Below are 18,052 nucleotides of genomic sequence, written 5' to 3'. Positions count from 1 at the left end.
AGGTGTTTTAATGGTCAAAAAAAGAGTGCATGAACTGGCCAAAGAACTAAACATAGAAAACAAGGAATTCATAAAAAAGTTAAATGAAATGGGCATTGAAGTGAAGTCCCCTCTGAGCACCCTGGAGGACGCCGAAACAGATCGGATATTAAAGGAATGGAAAAAACCGGCCGCCAAATCGGGCAAAGGTTCCGATGGGGCAAGGGGCAAGAAGAAGGGTCAAAAACAACACCACGGCCGCCGGCCGGAAAGCCGGTTCGATCCCGGACCGGGGCTGGTGGACCGGGTGCCGTCCCGGCCGCCGGACAGGCGTTTCCAGGAACGCCCCATTAAAGGGGAACCTCCCCAGTTCAGGTCACCCCAACCGGTAAAGGCGGAGCCTGCGCAAACGGGAGCAGCGGTACAGCAGCCCGGACACCCGCCGCGGCCAGAAAAGGCCGCCGGCCCTGGTGCTCAGAGGCCTCAACAAAAGCCCGCTTCTGCACCGGTTTCCCAGCCACCCCGGGGCAGAGAAGAACATGCCGCGCGGGCCAAAGGTGAACCGGCCGCCCCCGTCCGTCAGCCGGCCAGGCAGTGGCCGGATCATTTAAAGGTGCCCAGGGTTCCCCAGGAAATCAAGGCCGTTAGCGAAAAGGTGCGGGCTGAAAAAACCCGGGGTGAGCGGGGTAAACAGGAAAAACAGCAGCGGCAGGGCGGCCGGGATCAGGAGCGGAAGAAAATACTGGAAGAAACCGTTGCCGATCGCAAGCTGCGCCCGGCAAGAAAGAAAGGGGCAGCCGGGCAGGAGCGTACCGAAGCCAGACCTCCGGTCGTGGTGGAAAAGAAACCCATTGTCATCGGTGAAAGCGTTACCGTACAGGAACTGGCCGAGAAAATGAAGAAGAGTCCGGCCGACATCATTAAAAGGCTGATGATGCTGGGAGTTCTGGCCACCATCAACCAGGAGATTGATGCCGATACGGCCGGTATTGTGGCTGCGGAATACGGCCTTGAAGTGGAAGTAAAGGTGGAATTGGACGCCGAGGCCCTGTTGACGCAGGAAGCGGAGGACGACCCGGCGGATCTGGCGCCCCGGCCCTGTGTGGTTACGGTAATGGGGCACGTGGATCACGGCAAAACTTCCCTGCTGGATGCCATTCGTCAGACCAATGTCACGGCCACGGAGGCCGGCGGGATTACCCAGCATATCGGGGCTTACCAGATTGAGCATAATAATAAGAAAATCACCTTCCTGGACACACCCGGTCACGAGGCCTTTACCGCCATGCGTGCCCGGGGGGCGCAGGTGACCGATATAGCCATCCTGGTGGTGGCGGCTGACGACGGAGTTATGCCCCAGACGGTGGAGGCCATCAACCACGCCAGGGCGGCCGGAGTACCCATCATAGTGGCCATCAATAAAATGGATAAACCCGATGCCAATCCCGACCGGGTTAAACAACAGCTGACCGAATACGGGCTGGTGGCCGAAGAATGGGGCGGCGATACGGTAATGGTCCCGGTAAGTGCCAAAACCAGGCAGGGTATTGAGGATCTGCTGGAAATGATCCTGCTGGTGGCCGAAATGGCCGATTTGAAGGCCAACCCCAAACGGGCGGGCCGGGGTACGGTTATTGAAGCCGAACTGGACAAAGGCCGGGGGCCTGTGGCCACCGTGCTGGTGCAGAACGGCACCCTGACGGTGGGGGACAACGTGGTGGCCGGTACGGCCTGGGGCCGGGTGCGGGCAATGATGGACTACCGGGGCCGCCGGGTGAAAAAGGCCGTTCCCTCCATGCCGGTGGAGGTGCTGGGCTTTTCCGAAGTGCCCCAGGCCGGTGATATGTTCTACGTGGTGCCTGATGAAAAAACAGCCCGCTCCATTGCCGAAAAACGGGCCAATCGCAAGCGGGAAGAGGAATTCAAGGCCGCCATGCCCAGGGTCTCCCTGGACGACCTCTTCAAACAAATCAAGGAAGGCCAGGTAAAAGAGTTGCGGGCGATCATCAAGGCCGATGTGCAGGGGTCGGTGGAAGCCCTGAAACAATCCCTGGAGCGCCTTTCCACCGATGAGGTGAAAGTAAACATCATTCACGGTGGTGTGGGCGCCATCACCGAGACGGATATTATGCTGGCTTCCGCATCCAACGCCATTATCATCGGATTTAACGTGCGTCCCGATGTAAACGCCCGGGGAGTGGCGGAGCGGGAAAAGGTGGATGTCCGTCTCTACCGGGTGATCTACGACGCCATAGAAGATGTGAAGGCGGCCATGAGCGGGCTGCTGGAACCGGAGTACCGGGAAGTGGTCCTGGGCCGGGCGGAGGTGCGCAAAACTTTCAAGATATCCAAAGTGGGTACCATTGCCGGATGTTATGTCACCGAGGGTAAAATCACCCGGGATGCCGGTGTGCGGGTGATTCGTGATGGTATAGTGGTTCATGAGGGCAAGCTGGATTCCCTGAAACGATTTAAAGATGATGTGCGTGAGGTGGTTCAGGGCTATGAATGTGGTCTGGCGCTGGAAAAATATAATGAAATCCGCGAAGGTGATGTGATAGAGGCCTTTACCACCGAGGCGGTAAAAAGGGAACTGGCCTAGGGAGGAATGTCGTATGGCCCATCGTCCGGAACGGTTGGGCGAGATAATCAAGGAAGAAGTTTCCCAAATGCTCCGGGATGAGCTGAAGGATCCCCGCATTGGATTTGTAACCATCACCGGGGTGGAAGTGTCCACCGACCTGCGGCATGCCCGGATTTTCGTGAGCGTTTACGGCTCCGATGAGGAGCAGAAGGCCTCCATGGAAGCTTTGAACCGCGCCCAGGGTTACGTGCGCAGCGAGCTGGGACGGCGCATCCGGTTGAGGCATACGCCGGAGATCACCTTTAAGCTGGATAAATCCATCATTCGTGGTGTGCGGGTGATGGAATTGCTGAATACCGTAAGGGAGCAGGGTGAGCGGGGTGACGACTAGCCTTTCAAAGGTGGCTGAATGTTTGCAGCAGGCAAAGCGGGTGGTGATCAGCGGGCACGTAATGCCCGATGGAGATTGCCTGGGTTCCGTGGCCGCCCTGGGCCTGTCCCTGGAAGTTCTGGGGAAGACGGTCACCCTGGCCAGCCCCGAACCCCTGCCCGAATTGTACCGGTTTCTACCGGCAGCGGATCGTTTTTTGATTGGTTCGGGGGCATTGTCGGGTGATTATGACACCTTCGTGGTGCTGGATTGTTCCGTACCCGACCGTTTGGGTCCCTTGAGGGAACTGCTGGAGCGCAACCTGATGATCGTGAGCATTGATCACCATGCTTCCAGTTACGACTTCGGTTCCTGCACCTATATTGACACCGGGGCGGCGGCTACGGGAGAAATCATTATGGATCTCCTGGACCTGCTGGGGGTTTCCCCCCGGCAGGAGGTGGCCGTATGCCTTTATACGGCCATTGCCACCGATACCGGTTCCTTTCGCTATCAGAACACCACGCCCATGACCCATCGCCGGGTGGCCCGTTTGATGGAGCTGGGAATTGATGTGGCCCGGTTGAACGTTTTGCTTTACGATCAAAAATCCCTGCTGCACCTGCGGGTGCTGCAGGCTGCTTTACAGACGCTGGACTTGAGCCCCTGCGGGCGGGTGGCCTGGATGAGCATTTCCAGGGAAACGCTGGATAGCCTGGGCGCCCTGGAAGAACATACCGACGGTCTCATCGATTACGTGCGTTCTTTGAAGGGTGTGGAAGTGGCCCTTTTCTTCCGGGAGATGGTTCCGGGCCGCTGGAAGGTGGGTTTGCGCTCCAAGGGTGAGGTGGATGTGCAAAGGGTGGCCGCCCTTTTCCATGGCGGCGGTCATGTGCGGGCGGCCGGAGCCGTCCTGGAGGGGGAAGGGGACCGGATCATAAAAGAAGTGGTGGCGGCCGTCCTGTCCGCCCTGAGTGCGGGGTAGGCAAAATGGACGGGATCCTGAATGTCTTAAAGCCCCCGGGCATGACCTCCCATGATATGGTGGCCTTTATCCGGCGCCTGGTCCCCGGCAAGAAGGCAGGCCATACGGGGACGCTGGATCCGGGGGCAGCCGGCGTACTGCCGGTTTGTCTGGGACGGGCCACCCGGATCATTCAATTTCTGCCCGGTGAAAAGGCATACCGGGCGGAAACAACCTTCGGCCGGGCCACCGATACCGGCGATGCCTTCGGCCGGGTGGTTTATCGTGGTGATGCCACCGGTCTAACCCGCCGGGCCATTGAAGAAGTGCTGCAGACCTTTTGCGGGCAAATCCGGCAGGTTCCGCCCATGACTTCCGCGGTGCATTATGCGGGGAAAAAGCTTTACCAGCTGGCCCGCCAGGGCCTGGAGGTGGAACGGCAGCCCCGGTTGGTAACCATCCATTCCCTGCGTCTGGTTCGCCTGACCGGCGAAGGTAGCGGGCAGCCAAAGGCGCTGGTGGATGTGGTTTGCTCCGCAGGTACATACATACGCACACTGATCCACGACCTGGGAGAAAGGTTGGGTTGTGGGGCTTATATGAGTTTTCTTTTACGTATCAGGGCCGGTCCTTTTTCCATCCACCGGGCTGTGACACTGGAGGAAGTGGCAGACATGGTCCGGGAGGGCAACCTGGCACAAAACCTGGTCGGCCTGAAAGAAGCCCTGGGCCATATGCCGGCCGTGCAGGTACAACAGCGGGCGGTGGCCGCGGTGCGCGCCGGCCGCCCCTTGTACTGGCCGGGGGTGGGCGGTGTGGAGGGTTGTTTGCAAACCGGGGGGCTGGTGCGGTTGACTGACGGTACGGAACTGCTGGCCGTGGCCAGGGCGGAGCTCGACCCGGAAAGGGCGGGCCGTTTAAAGTTCCTGCCCGTACGGGTGCTGGTCTGAATTTAAACCACTGAGATCCAAACAGGGGGCTGAAGCTACAGTGAAAATATACGAGACATGGCAGGGGATCAAAGAAAAATACCCAAGGTTGATGGTTGGTCTGGGAAATTTCGACGGGGTGCACCTGGGGCACCGCCAGTTGATCGGTAAAATGGTGGCCCTGGCCCGGTCCGAAGAAGCCACAGCGGCTGTTTTTACCTTTCATCCCCACCCCATGACGGTACTGGATCCGGATGACGCTCCCCCCTTACTGCTCACCCCGCAGGCCAAGGAACAGATGATGGCCCGCCTGGGGGTGGAAGTCATGTTGCGCATTCCCTTTACCATGGAATTTGCCCGTATTGGCCCGCGGGAATTTATTGACGGTGTGCTTTACCGGGGGCTGGGCGCGTCCCATATTTTTGTCGGCTATAATTATACCTTTGGCTTCCGGGGTGAAGGGACACCCGCCCTGCTGCAAAAATACAGCAGGGAGTACGGGTACCGGGTGCATGTGGTGCCACCGGTGACAGTGGAAGGAGAGGTGGTGAGCAGTACCCTGATCCGCAAACTGCTGTCGGAGGGAGATGTGGCCAGGGCAGCGAAGTTTTTGGGGTATTACCCTTTTGTGGAAAGTCGGGTGGTTGCCGGAGATCGCCGCGGGGGGCGGCTGGGTTTCCCCACGGCCAATTTGAATCCTGATGAAGGGCTATTAATACCGGCCAATGGCGTTTATGCGGTGGAAGTGGCAGTGGACGGGGATCTCTTCCTGGGGGTGGCCAATATCGGTACCAGGCCCACATTTTTCAGGGGTAATTCCCGGCGTAACATCGAAGTGCACCTGCTGGACTTCCGTGGCGACCTGTACGGTCGCAAGATACAGGTTCATTTCCGCCGCCGCCTGAGGGCGGAAAAACGGTTTTCCTCGGTGGATGAGCTGGTGACCCAGATCCAGCGGGATATAGAGACCGCCCGGCTGGAATGTGCCCGGGAATAAGGTGCGGTGTGAAATCATATAAATAAAATGCCGGTAAGTTTACTTATAGCCCGGATTATGCTAAAATAAAAGCAACCGGTGTCCCGGCAACCAGAAAAAGGAGAAATGGGCATGGGGGTTCCCCGGTTTGATTCATCGGAAGAAGAGATCAGGGAATGGCTGAACCATATCGCCCTGATTTGCCTGTCCGCGGAATTCCAGGAATTGAAAAAAGAACTGGAAAGGATCTACCGGTGCTCCAATGTGGAAAACTGTACACTGGTGGCCTTTCAGGATGCCCTGTATGCTTTTCTGGCCCAGGAAGAGGATAACCCCGTTTACCAGTCCGGGGCCTTTTAGAAAGCGGTTTTTGCCATGCGAATCATTATTACGGAGCATGCCAAAAAGCGCCTTTCGGATCTGCGTCAGGAGGGAATTACCCCGGCCGACATTACGATGGCGGCCGGGAATATCCCCGGACGAATTCCCACGGCCACCCGTTTCAGGGGTTTCATCGCCCGTTCCGGGCGGGTGTTTGATCTGGTAGCCAAGGACATTCCAGGCGGTCGCCTGGTAATTACTATTATCGGGAAATAATTTTTCCCGGTGGAACTGCCGGCTAGGGAACCCGTTTCCCCGGCGGTTAGCTTGGCCGGCAGCGATTAAGTTCAGGGGGAGGTGACGGAAAATGGCTCTGACTGCGGAAAAAAAGCAGGCTTTAATTGCCGAGCACCGGCTGCATGATAGTGATACCGGTTCGCCGGAGGTGCAGATTGCCATTTTGACCGAACGGATCAACAGTTTGACGGAGCATTTACGGATCCATAAAAAGGATCATCACTCCCGGCGCGGTCTGTTGAAAATGGTCGGTCAAAGGCGGGCACTGCTGAACTATCTGCGGGCAAAAAATTTCGAGCGGTACCGGGCACTCATTGAAAAACTGGGCTTGCGCAAATAATAAAGGGCGGGTATAGACCCGCCCTTTGTAATTTGGCGGCCGGTATGAACGGTGAGGTGAAAAGTATTTTTTGTTGCCTCTGCAGGAAATAATATTTACTATGTAGAAGAATTACCAGTTGTTTTAATTAACAGGTAAGGTAGGAGGTTTAGGATTCGTAAATGGCAGAACAGCCTATTTTAATCAGGGAAATGGAAGTTGGCGGGCGTACCCTGCAACTGGAAACAGGCCGGGTGGCCGGACAGGCCGGCGGGGCGGTACTGGTCCGTTATGGTGACACCGTGGTGCTGGTCACTGCCACCATGGCCAAAAATCCGCGGGAGGGGATTGACTTCTTCCCCCTGACCGTGGACTATGAGGAAAGGCTTTATGCCGTGGGCAAGATCCCCGGCGGTTTTATCAAACGGGAGGGCCGCCCCAGCGAAAAGGCCGTTCTCTCCGCCAGGTTGATTGACCGCCCCATTCGCCCCCTCTTTCCCAAAGGTTGCCGCAACGAGGTGCAGGTGGTGGCCACCGTTTTATCGGTGGACCAGGACAATGCGCCCGAAATTGCGGCCATGGTGGGGGCTTCGGCAGCACTGCACATCAGTGAAATTCCCTTCCAGGGCCCCATTGGAGGTGTAATTGTGGGCCTGGTGGATGGGGAGTACGTGATCAACCCTACCCTGGCCCAGTCCGAAAAAAATTTAATGCACCTGGTGGTGGCCGGGACCGCCGATGCGGTGATGATGGTGGAAGCGGGGGCAAAGGAAGTACCGGAGGAGCAAATGCTGCGGGGTATTTCCTTCGGTCATGAAAAGGTGAAGGAAATTGTGCAATTCATTGAAGACTTCCGCCGGGAGGCACTGGCCCTGGGCCTGGCCAAAGAAAAGGTGACGCCGGTACTGGCCGTGGTGGAGCCGGAAATTGAAGAGGCGGTAAGCGGCCCGGCACTGGAGGCTTTGACAGGTGCCGTCAGGCAGTGCATTGAGCAGCGCCTGGATAAAAAAGCGCGGGAAGCACTGCTGGAAGAAGTAAAAACGAAACTGGTGGAATCCTTCCAGGAAACCTTTCCCGAGAAGGATGCTTCCATTGCCGCCGTGGTGGATGCGGTGGAGAAGAAAGTGGTCCGGCAATTTATTTTGGAGGAAAAAATCCGCATTGACGGCCGGGCTTTGCATGAAATACGTCCCATAAGCGTGGAGGTGGGCGTGCTGCCCCGCACCCATGGTTCGGGGTTGTTTACCCGGGGGCAGACCCAGGTGCTTTCGGTAGTCACCCTGGGCGCCATTTCCGATGAACAGATTCTGGACGGCCTGGGCATCGAGGAAACCAAGCGGTTCATGCACCATTACAATTTCCCGCCCTACAGCACGGGGGAAACACGGCCCATGCGTTCCCCGGGCCGGCGGGAAATCGGCCACGGCGCCCTGGCCGAGCGGGCATTGGAACCGGTAATCCCCGGCGAGGACGCCTTTCCCTATACCATCCGCATTGTGTCCGAGGTCCTTTCCTCCAACGGCTCCACTTCCATGGGCAGTGTCTGCGGCAGCACCCTGGCCCTCATGGATGCCGGCATTCCCATCAAAGCGCCGGTGGCGGGGGTGGCCATGGGTTTGATCAAAGAAGATGACCGGGTGGCCGTGCTTACGGACATCCAGGGAGTGGAAGATCACCTGGGCGACATGGACTTCAAGGTGGCCGGTACGGCCCGGGGTGTGACGGCTCTGCAAATGGACATTAAAGTGCCGGGCGTCACGGAAGAGATCCTGGAAAAGGCACTGGCCCAGGCCCACGAGGGGCGCATGTATATCCTGGGCAAGATGCTGGAAGTTATTTCCGCCCCCCGGCCGGAACTGTCTCCCTATGCGCCGCGGATTCTGCACACGGTGATTGATCCCGATAAGATCCGGGAGGTCATCGGACCGGGAGGCAAGATCATCAAGAAGATTATTGATGAGACGGGTGTGGAAATTGATATTGAGGATGACGGCCGGGTGTTTATCGCTGCGGTGGATCCGGCTGCGGGCCAGCGGGCGCTGGATATTATTGAAAGCATTACCAAAGATGTGGTTACCGGAGAGGTATACACCGGCCGGGTGACCCGGGTCACCGACTTTGGCGCCTTCGTGGAGATCGTGCCCGGTGTGCTGGGGTTGCCGGGTAAAGAGGGCCTGGTGCATATTTCCCAGCTGGCCCATCACCGGGTGAACAAGGTGGAAGATGTATTGAAAGAGGGCGACACCGTCCTGGTAAAGGCCATTGGATACGACAACCAGGGGCGTTTAAAGTTATCCCGCAAAGAGGCGCTGCCCCCGGAGCCCCGGGATTCCCGGGAGAGCCGGGAAAATAGCGGCGCCACCCACCAGCGGCGTCCCTCCCGGGCAAGACATGGCCGGCATTAATGGAACAACAACGTGGGACACCCTTTGTGTACAAAACTCCCTGCCAAGGTTTTTCCTGGAGGGGTTTTGTTGTTTTGGGGGCCTGTGATATTAATCATAGACCGTAAGGTGCGGCACGGTATATAATGGGTAAACCCACCTTTAGTACCCTGTTTCCCGCCCCTCTCGGCAGACCCCCGGGCCCGTGCGGGTCAGGTGAAAAACGGTCTGGTGGTGGGATCCCTTAACCCGATGTTTGGAGTTGTGTAGCAGCTGCCGACAGGGCAATAAACATTGACAGAACATGACAAAGTAACTATCATAAAATCATTGAACTATTAACCATAAGCCAGGCAGCAAAAAGTTGGGCGTTCACCCGAACAGCCTGCGTAATTGGGAAAAGCGCGGCTTAATCAAACCTGTCCGTTTACCAGGCGGCCAGCGCCGGTATTCCATGGACGAACTGAGCCGGCTGTTATCTTCCGGCCAATTGATTGGTGAACCGGAAGCGGTCGTGCTTTACGCCCGGGTATCCACCAAAAAGCAGGCCGATGCGGGAGTGGAAGCAGATGAAGAAGCCGAAAAAGAAACGGACTAACCCTGTCGAAGGCATCAAATACACCGTCTGCGGCGAATTTTTCCCGGAACTCTACCCATCCCGGCGCAATGAGAAGTGGGCGAAGGGCATGGAAGACCCCCTGGCCACGGAAATGCGCCTGTTCTGCGCCTGCACCCGCTGGGCCTTCAACCGCTTGCTGGCAGGAGATTCACGGGAAGCACTCAAAAAACAGGGTCAGGGGCTGTTCGGCTTAAACTCCCGCTACTGCGACGACGCCATCTTAAAGGCAAGGGAAATCATTGGTTCACAGCAAGAACTGCTGGCCAGGGAAATCGAAGAAACACAAACCAAACTGGCCCGGGCGAAAAGGAAACTCGACCGGGCCGAAAAAGACCTGGCCAAAGCGGTAAAAGCCGGCGACGCGACTAAAATCGCCAAAGCCAAACATACAGTCCACGGCCGCAAAGCCAGGGTCAAAAAGCTGGCCGGCAAGTTGGAAGAGTTGCAAACTCACCGGGACAACGGCACCATACCGAAAGTGGTCTTTGGCGGCCGCGCCTTATGGAAGCGGGTCTGCAAAGGCAAAGCCACCCGGGAAGAATGGAAAAACGCCCGGCAAAACCGGCTGTACGCCCGGGGAGACGAAACCAAGGGTGGCAACCCGAATATCAAAATAAGCTACCGCAACGGTAAATTCACCCTGACGGTAACCGTTTCCCATCTGTCGGAACAAACCGGTGTAGACCGCCTGGGAAGACCGGTCATGACCAGAGCGCCCCTGGTAACAGGCAAAATGTGGCTACCGGAAAAGCACCGGCTCAAAACGTGGGAATTGCTCCTTTCCGGTGCACCCTACACTGTGGAGTTAATCAGGGATAATGGTGGTCGGTACAGAACACACATCACATTCACCGTCGCCGTGCCCGAAACAGTGACCAGTCCCAACCGGGGCTACCTGGGCATGGACACCAACCCGGACGGGGTGGCTTTGGCCAGTGTCAGTTACACCGGCCAGCCGGAACCCTGGCCGGAAGGATTCACCGTACCGTACCCGAAGGCCCTGCACAAATTCGCCGGGGAATTTCAGGTTACGGTGCACCCGAACGGGTTTCTCTACATCAAGATACCTGAACTGGCTTACAGCCGGGGGTACCGGCGCACCTATTTAATTGGCGTGCTGGCCAAAGTGGCGGTGGACATAGCCAGAGCCCTGGGTAAACCCATTGCTTTGGAAAACCTGGACTTCGGCAAAGACCGGCTGGATACGAACAAAAGATTCAACCGCATGGCTTCCAACTTCCCGTTTAAAAAGATAAGCGAAGCCATCACCCGTAAAGCCGTCAAAGAAGGCGTAAGTGTAAGACCGGTCTGGCCGGCCCACACTTCAACCATCGGCTACTATAAGTACAAGCAGCGTTACGGCGTAACCATCCACCACGCCGCCGCCCTTCCCATCGCCCGGCGGGCGATGGGTTTTAAAGAACGCATAACCAAAGAAATAAAGCAAAAGATCCAGGCCATAAGAGAAAAGCTGAACCACAAGGCAAATTCCTTACCTGGGGAAGGAAAAGGGATGACCCGAAAGGTAAAGCGGCTCTTCAAGCAGTTGGACGGAAAGATTCCCCTGCACAACGGACTGACCCGTTTTCAACAGGAATCCTTTTATTCCGCCTGGCACGACTTAAAGCAGCTCGCTCTATCGAGTAGGTGACCCCGTTTAGCCGGAGTGCGGATAAACCGGTAGGCCGTATCTAACAGATCGCGGAAGGCACCCGGCACTCAGCGGTAAGTGCCGGGTCACTTGACGGTCAACGCAGGACGGAAACTCTCGTGGTTTCCCAAAAGGCCGCGTTTTGTGCCCGACAAGCACCGTTCTTCCGTCCGGGTGGGACTCCCGGGGCCGAGGCCCCCCTGTCGCCCTGTCCGCATACTAAAGGCGCGGACAAATCCAATCCGAAAGGAGCGAAAACCTGGTCATGGGGGTGGCCGGCTACACAAAAACTAACACTTATTAGTTTTTGTTAGCTTATTCGAACCAGGTGGTTTCGTTGCAGCAGCAGTTGGTTGTAAAAAAGGCAACTCCCTCACCGGGGGAATTCTTTACCGTCAAATCCTGTTTCAATTGTGCCAGCGCCGTACAGGATCCCCTGCAGGTAAAGACGGTTCTGGAAGCGGTTTTTAAAGAGCATGATTTCAGCCGCCGGTTGGCCGCCAGGTTGAACGGGGCAGAACCGCTGCACCATCAAATGTTTCACCTGGCCGTGGCCGGCTGTCCCAACTCCTGCAGCCAGCCCCAGATTAAAGACTTTGGTTTACAGGGGCAGGTGGTGCCGGAAGTCGCCGGGGCCTGCCTGTTTTGCGGCCGGTGCACGGATGCCTGTCCCGATGGAGCCATTACCCTGGCGGAGGACGGCCCGGTTATTGCCAGGGAGCAATGTCTGAACTGCGGGCAGTGCATCCGGGTCTGTCCCAACGGAACACTGGTGGCCGGCCGTAAAGGTTTCCGGGTGCTGGTGGGAGGTAAACTGGGACGCCACCCCCGTCTGGCCCGGGTGCTGTTGCCCCTGGCCGGTGAAGGGGAGGTGGCCCGGGTGCTGGGGAACTGCCTGGAGCTTTTCCTGGAGCGGGGCCGGCCCGGGGAACGTTTCGGCACCCTGCTGGACAGGGTGGGGATGGAAACCTTGCTTCAGTAATATGCCTGTTGGGGATGCCGGAGCAGCAAACGGGTGAAAAGTGGAACTGGAGGTGTTATTAATATTTTTCGCCGCAAACGGCAAAAAATCCTGGTAACGTCGTTAATTTTGGAAAAATGGGGGCCATATACAACCCTCCCCCCGCATACAAATGTGGTGAACGGTGGGAGGGGGAAAATTGCGCGTATTTTATTTCAATCGCCGTCAATTGCAACGGGTAATATGGCTGGCGGTGCTCGGGGTTTCCCTACTGGTGTGGGGATACTGGTACGACCGCTCTTTACAGGCCGTGCCCGCCGTGCTGCCACAACCCATTTACCAGGGGAACGGCAGGGAAAAGGAAATCGCCTTTACGGTCAATGTCTTCTGGGGTGAGGAATACCTGCCCCGGTTGCTGGATATTTTGGCCCGGGAAAAGGTGGCGGTCACCTTCTTTATTGGCGGTCAATGGGCCGAGCAGTTTCCCGCCCTGACCCGGGAGATTTACCAGAGGGGCCACGAAATAGGCAGCCACGGCTATGCCCATCCCCATCCGGATCAACTTTCCGTGGCCGGCAATGTGCAGGACATTCGCCGGGCGGAAGAGGTGCTGGTGCGCATAACCGGCCAGCGCCCCGGATTGTATGCGCCGCCATACGGCGAACACGGTCCGGCCGTACTCCAGGCCGCCCGGGAAGCGGGATACCGGACCATTTTGTGGAGTGTGGATACGGTGGACTGGCAGCGTCCGGCACCGGAGGTAATCAGCTCCCGGGTGCTGGAAAAGGTGCATAACGGGGCCATTGTGCTCATGCATCCCACGGCGCCCACCGTTGAAGCCCTGCCGGGAATCATCAGGGAATTAAAATGCCGGGGCTACCGGCTGGTTACCGTGTCCCGGCTGCTGCGGCAGCTGGATGGAGAAGGGGACGGAAAAACAGAACATAAAGTATAGGAAAACCGGGAAGTTTAGAATCTGGAACGCCAGATTAAGAGGTGAAAACATGTCTTCCCGGTTTTTTTTATGCTCCATCCTTTTTCTTTGCCTGATGGCTTTTCCATTTCCCGTGGCCGCCGGTATTCCTCCGGGACCATCCCTGCCGGCGATACTCTACATGGAGGAACTACCTGCTTCCACCGCCCCGGGACCCCGGGCCCCGGTACCTCCCCGCATCACCGCCGATGCGGCAGTTTTAATGGATGCAGCCACCGGTCAGGTCCTCTACGCAAAAAACCCCGACCAACCCCGTCCGCCGGCCAGCACCACCAAGATCCTGACGGCCCTTCTGGCCCTGGAAGGGGGGCGGCTGGACCAGGTGGTGACGGTGAGCCCGGAGGCGGCTGCCGTGGGGGAAAGCAGTATGCATCTGTTCCCCGGTGAAAAGATGACTTTGGAGCAGCTTTTATATGGAGCCCTGTTGCGCTCGGGCAATGACGCCTGTGTGGCCATTGCCGAACATATCGCCGGCAACGTGAATAATTTTGTCTGGCTGATGAACCGGAAGGCCAGGGAACTGGGGGCACGCCACACCCATTTTGTCAACCCCAACGGCCTGCCCGCCGCAGGGCATTTGTCCACGGCTTACGATCTGGCCCTCTTAACCAGGTATGCCCTGCGGAACCATAATTTCCAGAGGATGGTGGCCACCCGCTACCACGGCTTTGGCGTTCCCCATTACGGGGAGTATCATTTGCATAATACCAACCGCCTGCTCTGGAGCTACCGGGGGGCCGACGGGGTGAAAACCGGCACCACCAGTGCCGCCGGCATGTGCCTGGTGGCTTCGGCCAGCCGTGACGGCCGGCAACTGATTACCGTGGTTTTGCACAGTGACGACCGCTACGGTGATACCATGGCCCTTTTGGATTATGGCTTTGCCGCCTTTAAAAATACCACCCTGATTACCAGGGGCCAGGTTTGTGCCCGGGCCGCCGTCGTTGACGGTATGGTTCCGGAGGTGTCCCTGGTCAGCGACCGGAATGTGGAGGTAACCCTGCCGGTGAAGGCAGATCCAATTATAGAGAAGAGGCCGGGTCCCGCACCCCCGCTCCAGGCCCCGGTGCAGGCCGGCATACCGGTGAACAGCCTGGAAATATGGGTGGATAGACAACCGGCGGCCAGGGCACTTTTACTGACCGCCCGTTCGGTGGAACGCCTGCCCTTTTACCGCCTGTGGTGGCAAAGGTGGCGGGGTATAAACAGCCCGCCGGCAGGGTTGAGAGGATTTTCAGGACAGCCGGCGAATATTTCAATTTATGTGTTTTAAAGATGGGGGGAACGAATGCCGCAAGGGGCGTTTACTGACGGTTATTGGGGGAAGAACCTTTCAGTCAATGGGGGTGTGGGTTTTTGTATCAAACGGTGACCCTGGAAAACGGAGTAAAAATATTGACCGAAGATATTCCCCACGTCCGCTCCGTGGTGCTGGGGATCTGGGTGGATGTGGGTTCCCGGGATGAAAGTCCGGAGGTGGCCGGGGTTTCCCACTTTATCGAGCACATGATGTTCAAAGGTACGGAGCGGCGGACGGCCCGGGATATCGCCGAGGCCCTGGACGCCGTGGGCGGCCAGCTGAATGCCTTTACCACCAAGGAATATACCTGTTATTATGCCCGGGTGCTGGATGAGCATTTTGATCTGGCCCTGGACATCCTGACGGACATGTTGTTCCATTCCCGCTTTGCCCCGGAGGATATCGACCGGGAACGCAATGTCATTATTGAAGAAATAAAGATGTACGAGGATGCTCCCGATGAGCTGGTTCACGATGTCTTTGCCACCACCATCTGGCAGGGGCACGCCCTGGGCCGGCCCATCATCGGTACCGCCGAAGTGATCCGCAATCTCTCCCGGGAAGATATTTTGCATTATTACCGGCATCATTATAATCCCGGCAAACTGGTGGTGGCCGTGGCCGGAAATATCGACCACGGACGGACGGTGGAAAAGTTGCGCTCCATTCTGGGGCGGCTGGATGGTGAACCGGTATCCCGCCGGCTGGGTCATCCCCTGCCCCGGCGGGAGATTACCTGCCGGACCAAGGATACGGAGCAGGTGCATTTATGTGTGGGCGCCCCGGGACTGCCCCTGGACCACGATCAGGTCTATGTCTTTCAGCTGGTGAACACCATCCTGGGCGGCGGCATCAGCTCCCGTCTGTTTCAGGAGATCCGGGAACAAAGGGGGCTGGTTTATACCATTTACTCCTATCACAGTTCCTACCGTGACGCCGGCCTGTTTTGTGTCTACGCCGGTTTAAGCAAACAGAACCTGCCGGCGGTGATGGACCTGATCTTCAAGGAAATCAGGGACATACAAAAAAATGGTGTGCGGGCGGAGGAACTGCAGCGGGCCAAGGAGCAGATTACCGGCAACCTGTGGCTTTCCCTGGAAAGCGTGAGCACGCGCATGAGCCGGCTGGCCAAATCCCAGCTTTACCTGGGCAAGGTGCAAACGCCGGAGGAAGTGGTGTCCCGGGTGAAAGGGGTTACCCTGGAAGATGTGCAGGAACTGGCCCGGACCAGACTTAATCCAGAGTCCTTTGCCCTGGCCACCGTGGGTCCCTGGGACGACTGCCGTGCACTGGAAGCGGCGGCCCGGCATGTACTGGACTGAACTGTGGTCCGGCAGTTCCGGCCGGGCGATGCACAACCGGCAACCGGCCAGGGGGAGTTGCTTTAGAGCTGACAGTCCACGGGAGTTCTAAAACCTGTCCCACTCCCATATAATGCTAACGGGGGTGGGACAATGTTCTGGCTGGCCGTTTTGGGCATCCTTCTTCTCTTTGGCCTGTCTTTACGGGAAAGAATGCACCTGGCCATGGTGCGGGAAAAGAACTGGGACATCGCCGGGGAGGCCCGGCCGTCCCCCTTGTCCCAGGCGCTGGCGGGACTGGTGGGTACGGCCGGGGGAATATACCTTTCCCTGGTTATGCTGTTTACCTTCTTGCAGGTGCAGTTGCCCGCCAGAGTGCAGCTGGGGCAGGTGCAGCTGGAGCCCCTGGCCGCGGTATCCATCGCCCTGGCTATCGTCCAGCCCTTTGCCCTCAGGCTGTTGCAGTTAAAGCGCCGGTACTGAGTTGGACCGGCGACCAGGGAACGATCTTTATGGGAAGATTCGTATCGCAGCGTAAAACATCATCTGAGCTTTGGCAATCATCCGGGTAAAATTAAGCAAAACGAGGGGAATGGAGGGGTTTTAATCAGAAACTGGCTTCAGCCAGTTTCTACTTAATCCCGCCTCCAGCCTCTCACCTCTCACATCCCACTCCGGAGGTGGTGGCGATTGCGATTGGGTGAGCTGGCCGGCAAAGAGATTGTGAACTTTTATGATGGCGCCCGTCTGGGAGTGGTGGGGGATAGCGATGTGGCCATTGATGCCGAAACCGGTCAGGTACATTCCATTATCCTGCCCCGGCGGGGCGGCCCCATCAGTTTCTGGTTCGACCGCCAGCAGCTGGTAATTCCCTGGGAAGCGGTGCGCAAGATTGGGGCCGAGGTCATTATTGTGGATCTGGACCAAACCCACCTTAATTTTCACAGGCATCCCTTTTAATGGCAGCCCCGTACCCGGTCCGGGGCTTTCCGGTCGAAGGCGCCGCCGGCCGCCGTTGAAACACAGGCGACAGCAAGGTCTTTTACGCCATAAGGAGCCTGCCGGCGGGCTATAATAAATACAGCAAAGCCATCCCACTGGCAGGAGGCGCTTATGGGCCGGCAGGAAAGGTTGAAATTGTTGCAGAATATATCCCGGCAACGTAAAGCCGGGCTCCTCTGTTACATTACCGGGGATCGGGAAAATGTGAGCACCCGTATAGCTCCCGACGTAACGCCGGTTATTTTCCGCCACCTGGAAATGCTGGGTGAACAGCCGCGCATTGATTTGTTTCTCTATACCCGGGGGGGTGATATTCTCACCCCCTGGCGTCTGATCCAGCTGTTGCGGGAATATACCGGTGAGCTGGGCGTATTGGTGCCTTACCGGGCTTACAGCGCGGGAACACTGCTCTGTCTGGGAGCCGATGAGTTATTGATGGGCAAAATGGCTGAACTGGGGCCCATCGATCCCAGTGTGGTTAACGCCTTTAATCCCCAGGATCCGCTGAATGCCTGCGCCAGGGTGCCCGTGAACGTGGAAGATGTTTACTCCTACCTTTCCCTGGCCCGGGAAAAGGCGGGCCTCACCGGGGGTGCGGACCTGGCGGGTGCTTTTACCCTGCTGGCGGAACGCATCCACCCTCTGGCCCTGGGTAATGTGCACCGCAATTATTTGCTCATCCGCTCCCTGGCCAGAAAATTGCTGCAATTGCGCCGTAACCCTCCGGCGGAGGAGGCGGCGGAGGCCATTGTCAACCATCTTACCGAAAAGTTTTATGCCCATAATTATATGATCACCCGCAGAGAGGCGGCCGGGGATATCGGACTGCCGGTGATTTATCCCGGCCCGGGGTTGGAAAAGGATATGTGGCAGCTGTATGAGGACTACGCCCGGGAGTTGTCCCTGGATGAACCTTTCAGCCCGGATGGCGCGTTGCGGGAGGGTCGCGACTCCTTTGAAGTTGTGGGTGGTATGGTGGAATCAATTTATGGCCAGGATGGCTTTGTTTTTTCCGGAAATGTGGAGAGAATGGACCTTTCCGGTAAAAGGCAGTTAAATGTACACATCACCAGACAGGGATGGAAATCCTTTGTGTAGAAG

The 18,052-nt window shown here is 57.5% G+C and carries 18 protein-coding genes; all 18 read left to right on the top strand.

The window, feature by feature from the left end; translation table 11 throughout:
• Nucleotides 1–10 precede the first annotated feature (10 nt).
• The 18 genes from infB (at nt 11) to GFC01_RS09350 (ending at nt 18,049) form a co-directional block, all read left to right on the top strand.
• Nucleotides 11–2,581, top strand: coding sequence for a translation initiation factor IF-2 (infB, locus tag GFC01_RS09435; protein WP_152946577.1), 2,571 nt, complete (start codon nt 11–13; stop codon nt 2,579–2,581).
• Nucleotides 2,582–2,594: 13 nt separating this feature from the next.
• Nucleotides 2,595–2,954: a 30S ribosome-binding factor RbfA gene (rbfA, locus tag GFC01_RS09430; RefSeq protein WP_152946575.1), complete on the top strand. Its 360-nt coding sequence runs from the start codon at nt 2,595–2,597 to the stop codon at nt 2,952–2,954.
• A gap of 22 nt (nt 2,955–2,976) precedes the next feature.
• Entirely contained in the window at nt 2,977–3,918 is a 942-nt protein-coding gene (locus GFC01_RS09425) for a DHH family phosphoesterase (protein WP_243137413.1), read from the top strand.
• 5 nt (nt 3,919–3,923) lie between these two features.
• Nucleotides 3,924–4,847 (top strand): tRNA pseudouridine(55) synthase TruB, encoded by a 924-nt coding sequence (gene truB, locus GFC01_RS09420; protein WP_152946573.1) that lies wholly within the window; start codon nt 3,924–3,926, stop codon nt 4,845–4,847.
• A gap of 40 nt (nt 4,848–4,887) precedes the next feature.
• Nucleotides 4,888–5,823, top strand: a complete 936-nt coding sequence (locus GFC01_RS09415; RefSeq protein ID WP_341473870.1) for a bifunctional riboflavin kinase/FAD synthetase — start codon at nt 4,888–4,890, stop codon at nt 5,821–5,823.
• 111 nt (nt 5,824–5,934) lie between these two features.
• Entirely contained in the window at nt 5,935–6,162 is a 228-nt protein-coding gene (locus tag GFC01_RS09410) for a hypothetical protein (protein WP_152946571.1), read from the top strand.
• 15 nt (nt 6,163–6,177) lie between these two features.
• Nucleotides 6,178–6,399, top strand: a complete 222-nt coding sequence (locus GFC01_RS09405; protein WP_152946569.1) for a hypothetical protein — start codon at nt 6,178–6,180, stop codon at nt 6,397–6,399.
• Nucleotides 6,400–6,490: 91 nt separating this feature from the next.
• Nucleotides 6,491–6,760, top strand: coding sequence for a 30S ribosomal protein S15 (gene rpsO / locus GFC01_RS09400; RefSeq protein ID WP_152946567.1), 270 nt, complete (start codon nt 6,491–6,493; stop codon nt 6,758–6,760).
• Between the two features lie 161 nt (nt 6,761–6,921).
• Nucleotides 6,922–9,144: a polyribonucleotide nucleotidyltransferase gene (locus tag GFC01_RS09395; RefSeq protein ID WP_152946565.1), complete on the top strand. Its 2,223-nt coding sequence runs from the start codon at nt 6,922–6,924 to the stop codon at nt 9,142–9,144.
• 343 nt (nt 9,145–9,487) lie between these two features.
• Nucleotides 9,488–9,721 carry a MerR family DNA-binding transcriptional regulator gene (locus tag GFC01_RS09390; RefSeq protein WP_243137411.1) on the top strand — a complete coding sequence of 78 codons (234 nt, stop codon included), beginning with the start codon at nt 9,488–9,490 and terminating at the stop codon, nt 9,719–9,721.
• A complete protein-coding gene (locus tag GFC01_RS09385; protein WP_152946563.1) occupies nt 9,693–11,393 on the top strand; it encodes an IS200/IS605 family accessory protein TnpB-related protein in 1,701 nt (566 codons plus the stop codon). The genes GFC01_RS09390 and GFC01_RS09385 overlap by 29 nt, the downstream gene beginning before the upstream one ends.
• 337 nt (nt 11,394–11,730) lie before the next feature.
• Nucleotides 11,731–12,375: a 4Fe-4S binding protein gene (locus GFC01_RS09380; protein WP_243137409.1), complete on the top strand. Its 645-nt coding sequence runs from the start codon at nt 11,731–11,733 to the stop codon at nt 12,373–12,375.
• Between the two features lie 178 nt (nt 12,376–12,553).
• The gene (locus GFC01_RS09375; protein WP_152946561.1) at nt 12,554–13,309 is read left to right on the top strand and encodes a polysaccharide deacetylase family protein; all 756 of its coding nucleotides are present in this window, start codon (nt 12,554–12,556) and stop codon (nt 13,307–13,309) included.
• 49 nt (nt 13,310–13,358) lie between these two features.
• Nucleotides 13,359–14,621, top strand: a complete 1,263-nt coding sequence (locus GFC01_RS09370; protein ID WP_152946559.1) for a D-alanyl-D-alanine carboxypeptidase family protein — start codon at nt 13,359–13,361, stop codon at nt 14,619–14,621.
• An 83-nt stretch (nt 14,622–14,704) separates the two neighbouring features.
• On the top strand, nt 14,705–15,970 hold the full coding sequence (locus GFC01_RS09365; RefSeq protein ID WP_152946557.1) for a M16 family metallopeptidase: 1,266 nt from the start codon (nt 14,705–14,707) through the stop codon (nt 15,968–15,970).
• Between the two features lie 132 nt (nt 15,971–16,102).
• Nucleotides 16,103–16,432 (top strand): hypothetical protein, encoded by a 330-nt coding sequence (locus GFC01_RS09360; protein WP_152946555.1) that lies wholly within the window; start codon nt 16,103–16,105, stop codon nt 16,430–16,432.
• 207 nt (nt 16,433–16,639) lie between these two features.
• Entirely contained in the window at nt 16,640–16,909 is a 270-nt protein-coding gene (locus GFC01_RS09355) for a YlmC/YmxH family sporulation protein (RefSeq protein WP_152946553.1), read from the top strand.
• Between the two features lie 153 nt (nt 16,910–17,062).
• Nucleotides 17,063–18,049, top strand: a complete 987-nt coding sequence (locus GFC01_RS09350; protein WP_152946551.1) for an SDH family Clp fold serine proteinase — start codon at nt 17,063–17,065, stop codon at nt 18,047–18,049.
• Nucleotides 18,050–18,052 lie beyond the last annotated feature (3 nt).

Origin of the sequence: Desulfofundulus thermobenzoicus (genome assembly GCF_009428905.1) — a bacterium.
Lineage (GTDB): Bacteria > Bacillota > Desulfotomaculia > Desulfotomaculales > Desulfovirgulaceae > Desulfofundulus_A > Desulfofundulus_A thermobenzoicus.
The sequence above is the reverse complement of the archived record's forward strand: the minus strand, read 5'-3'. Positions and strand labels throughout refer to the sequence as shown.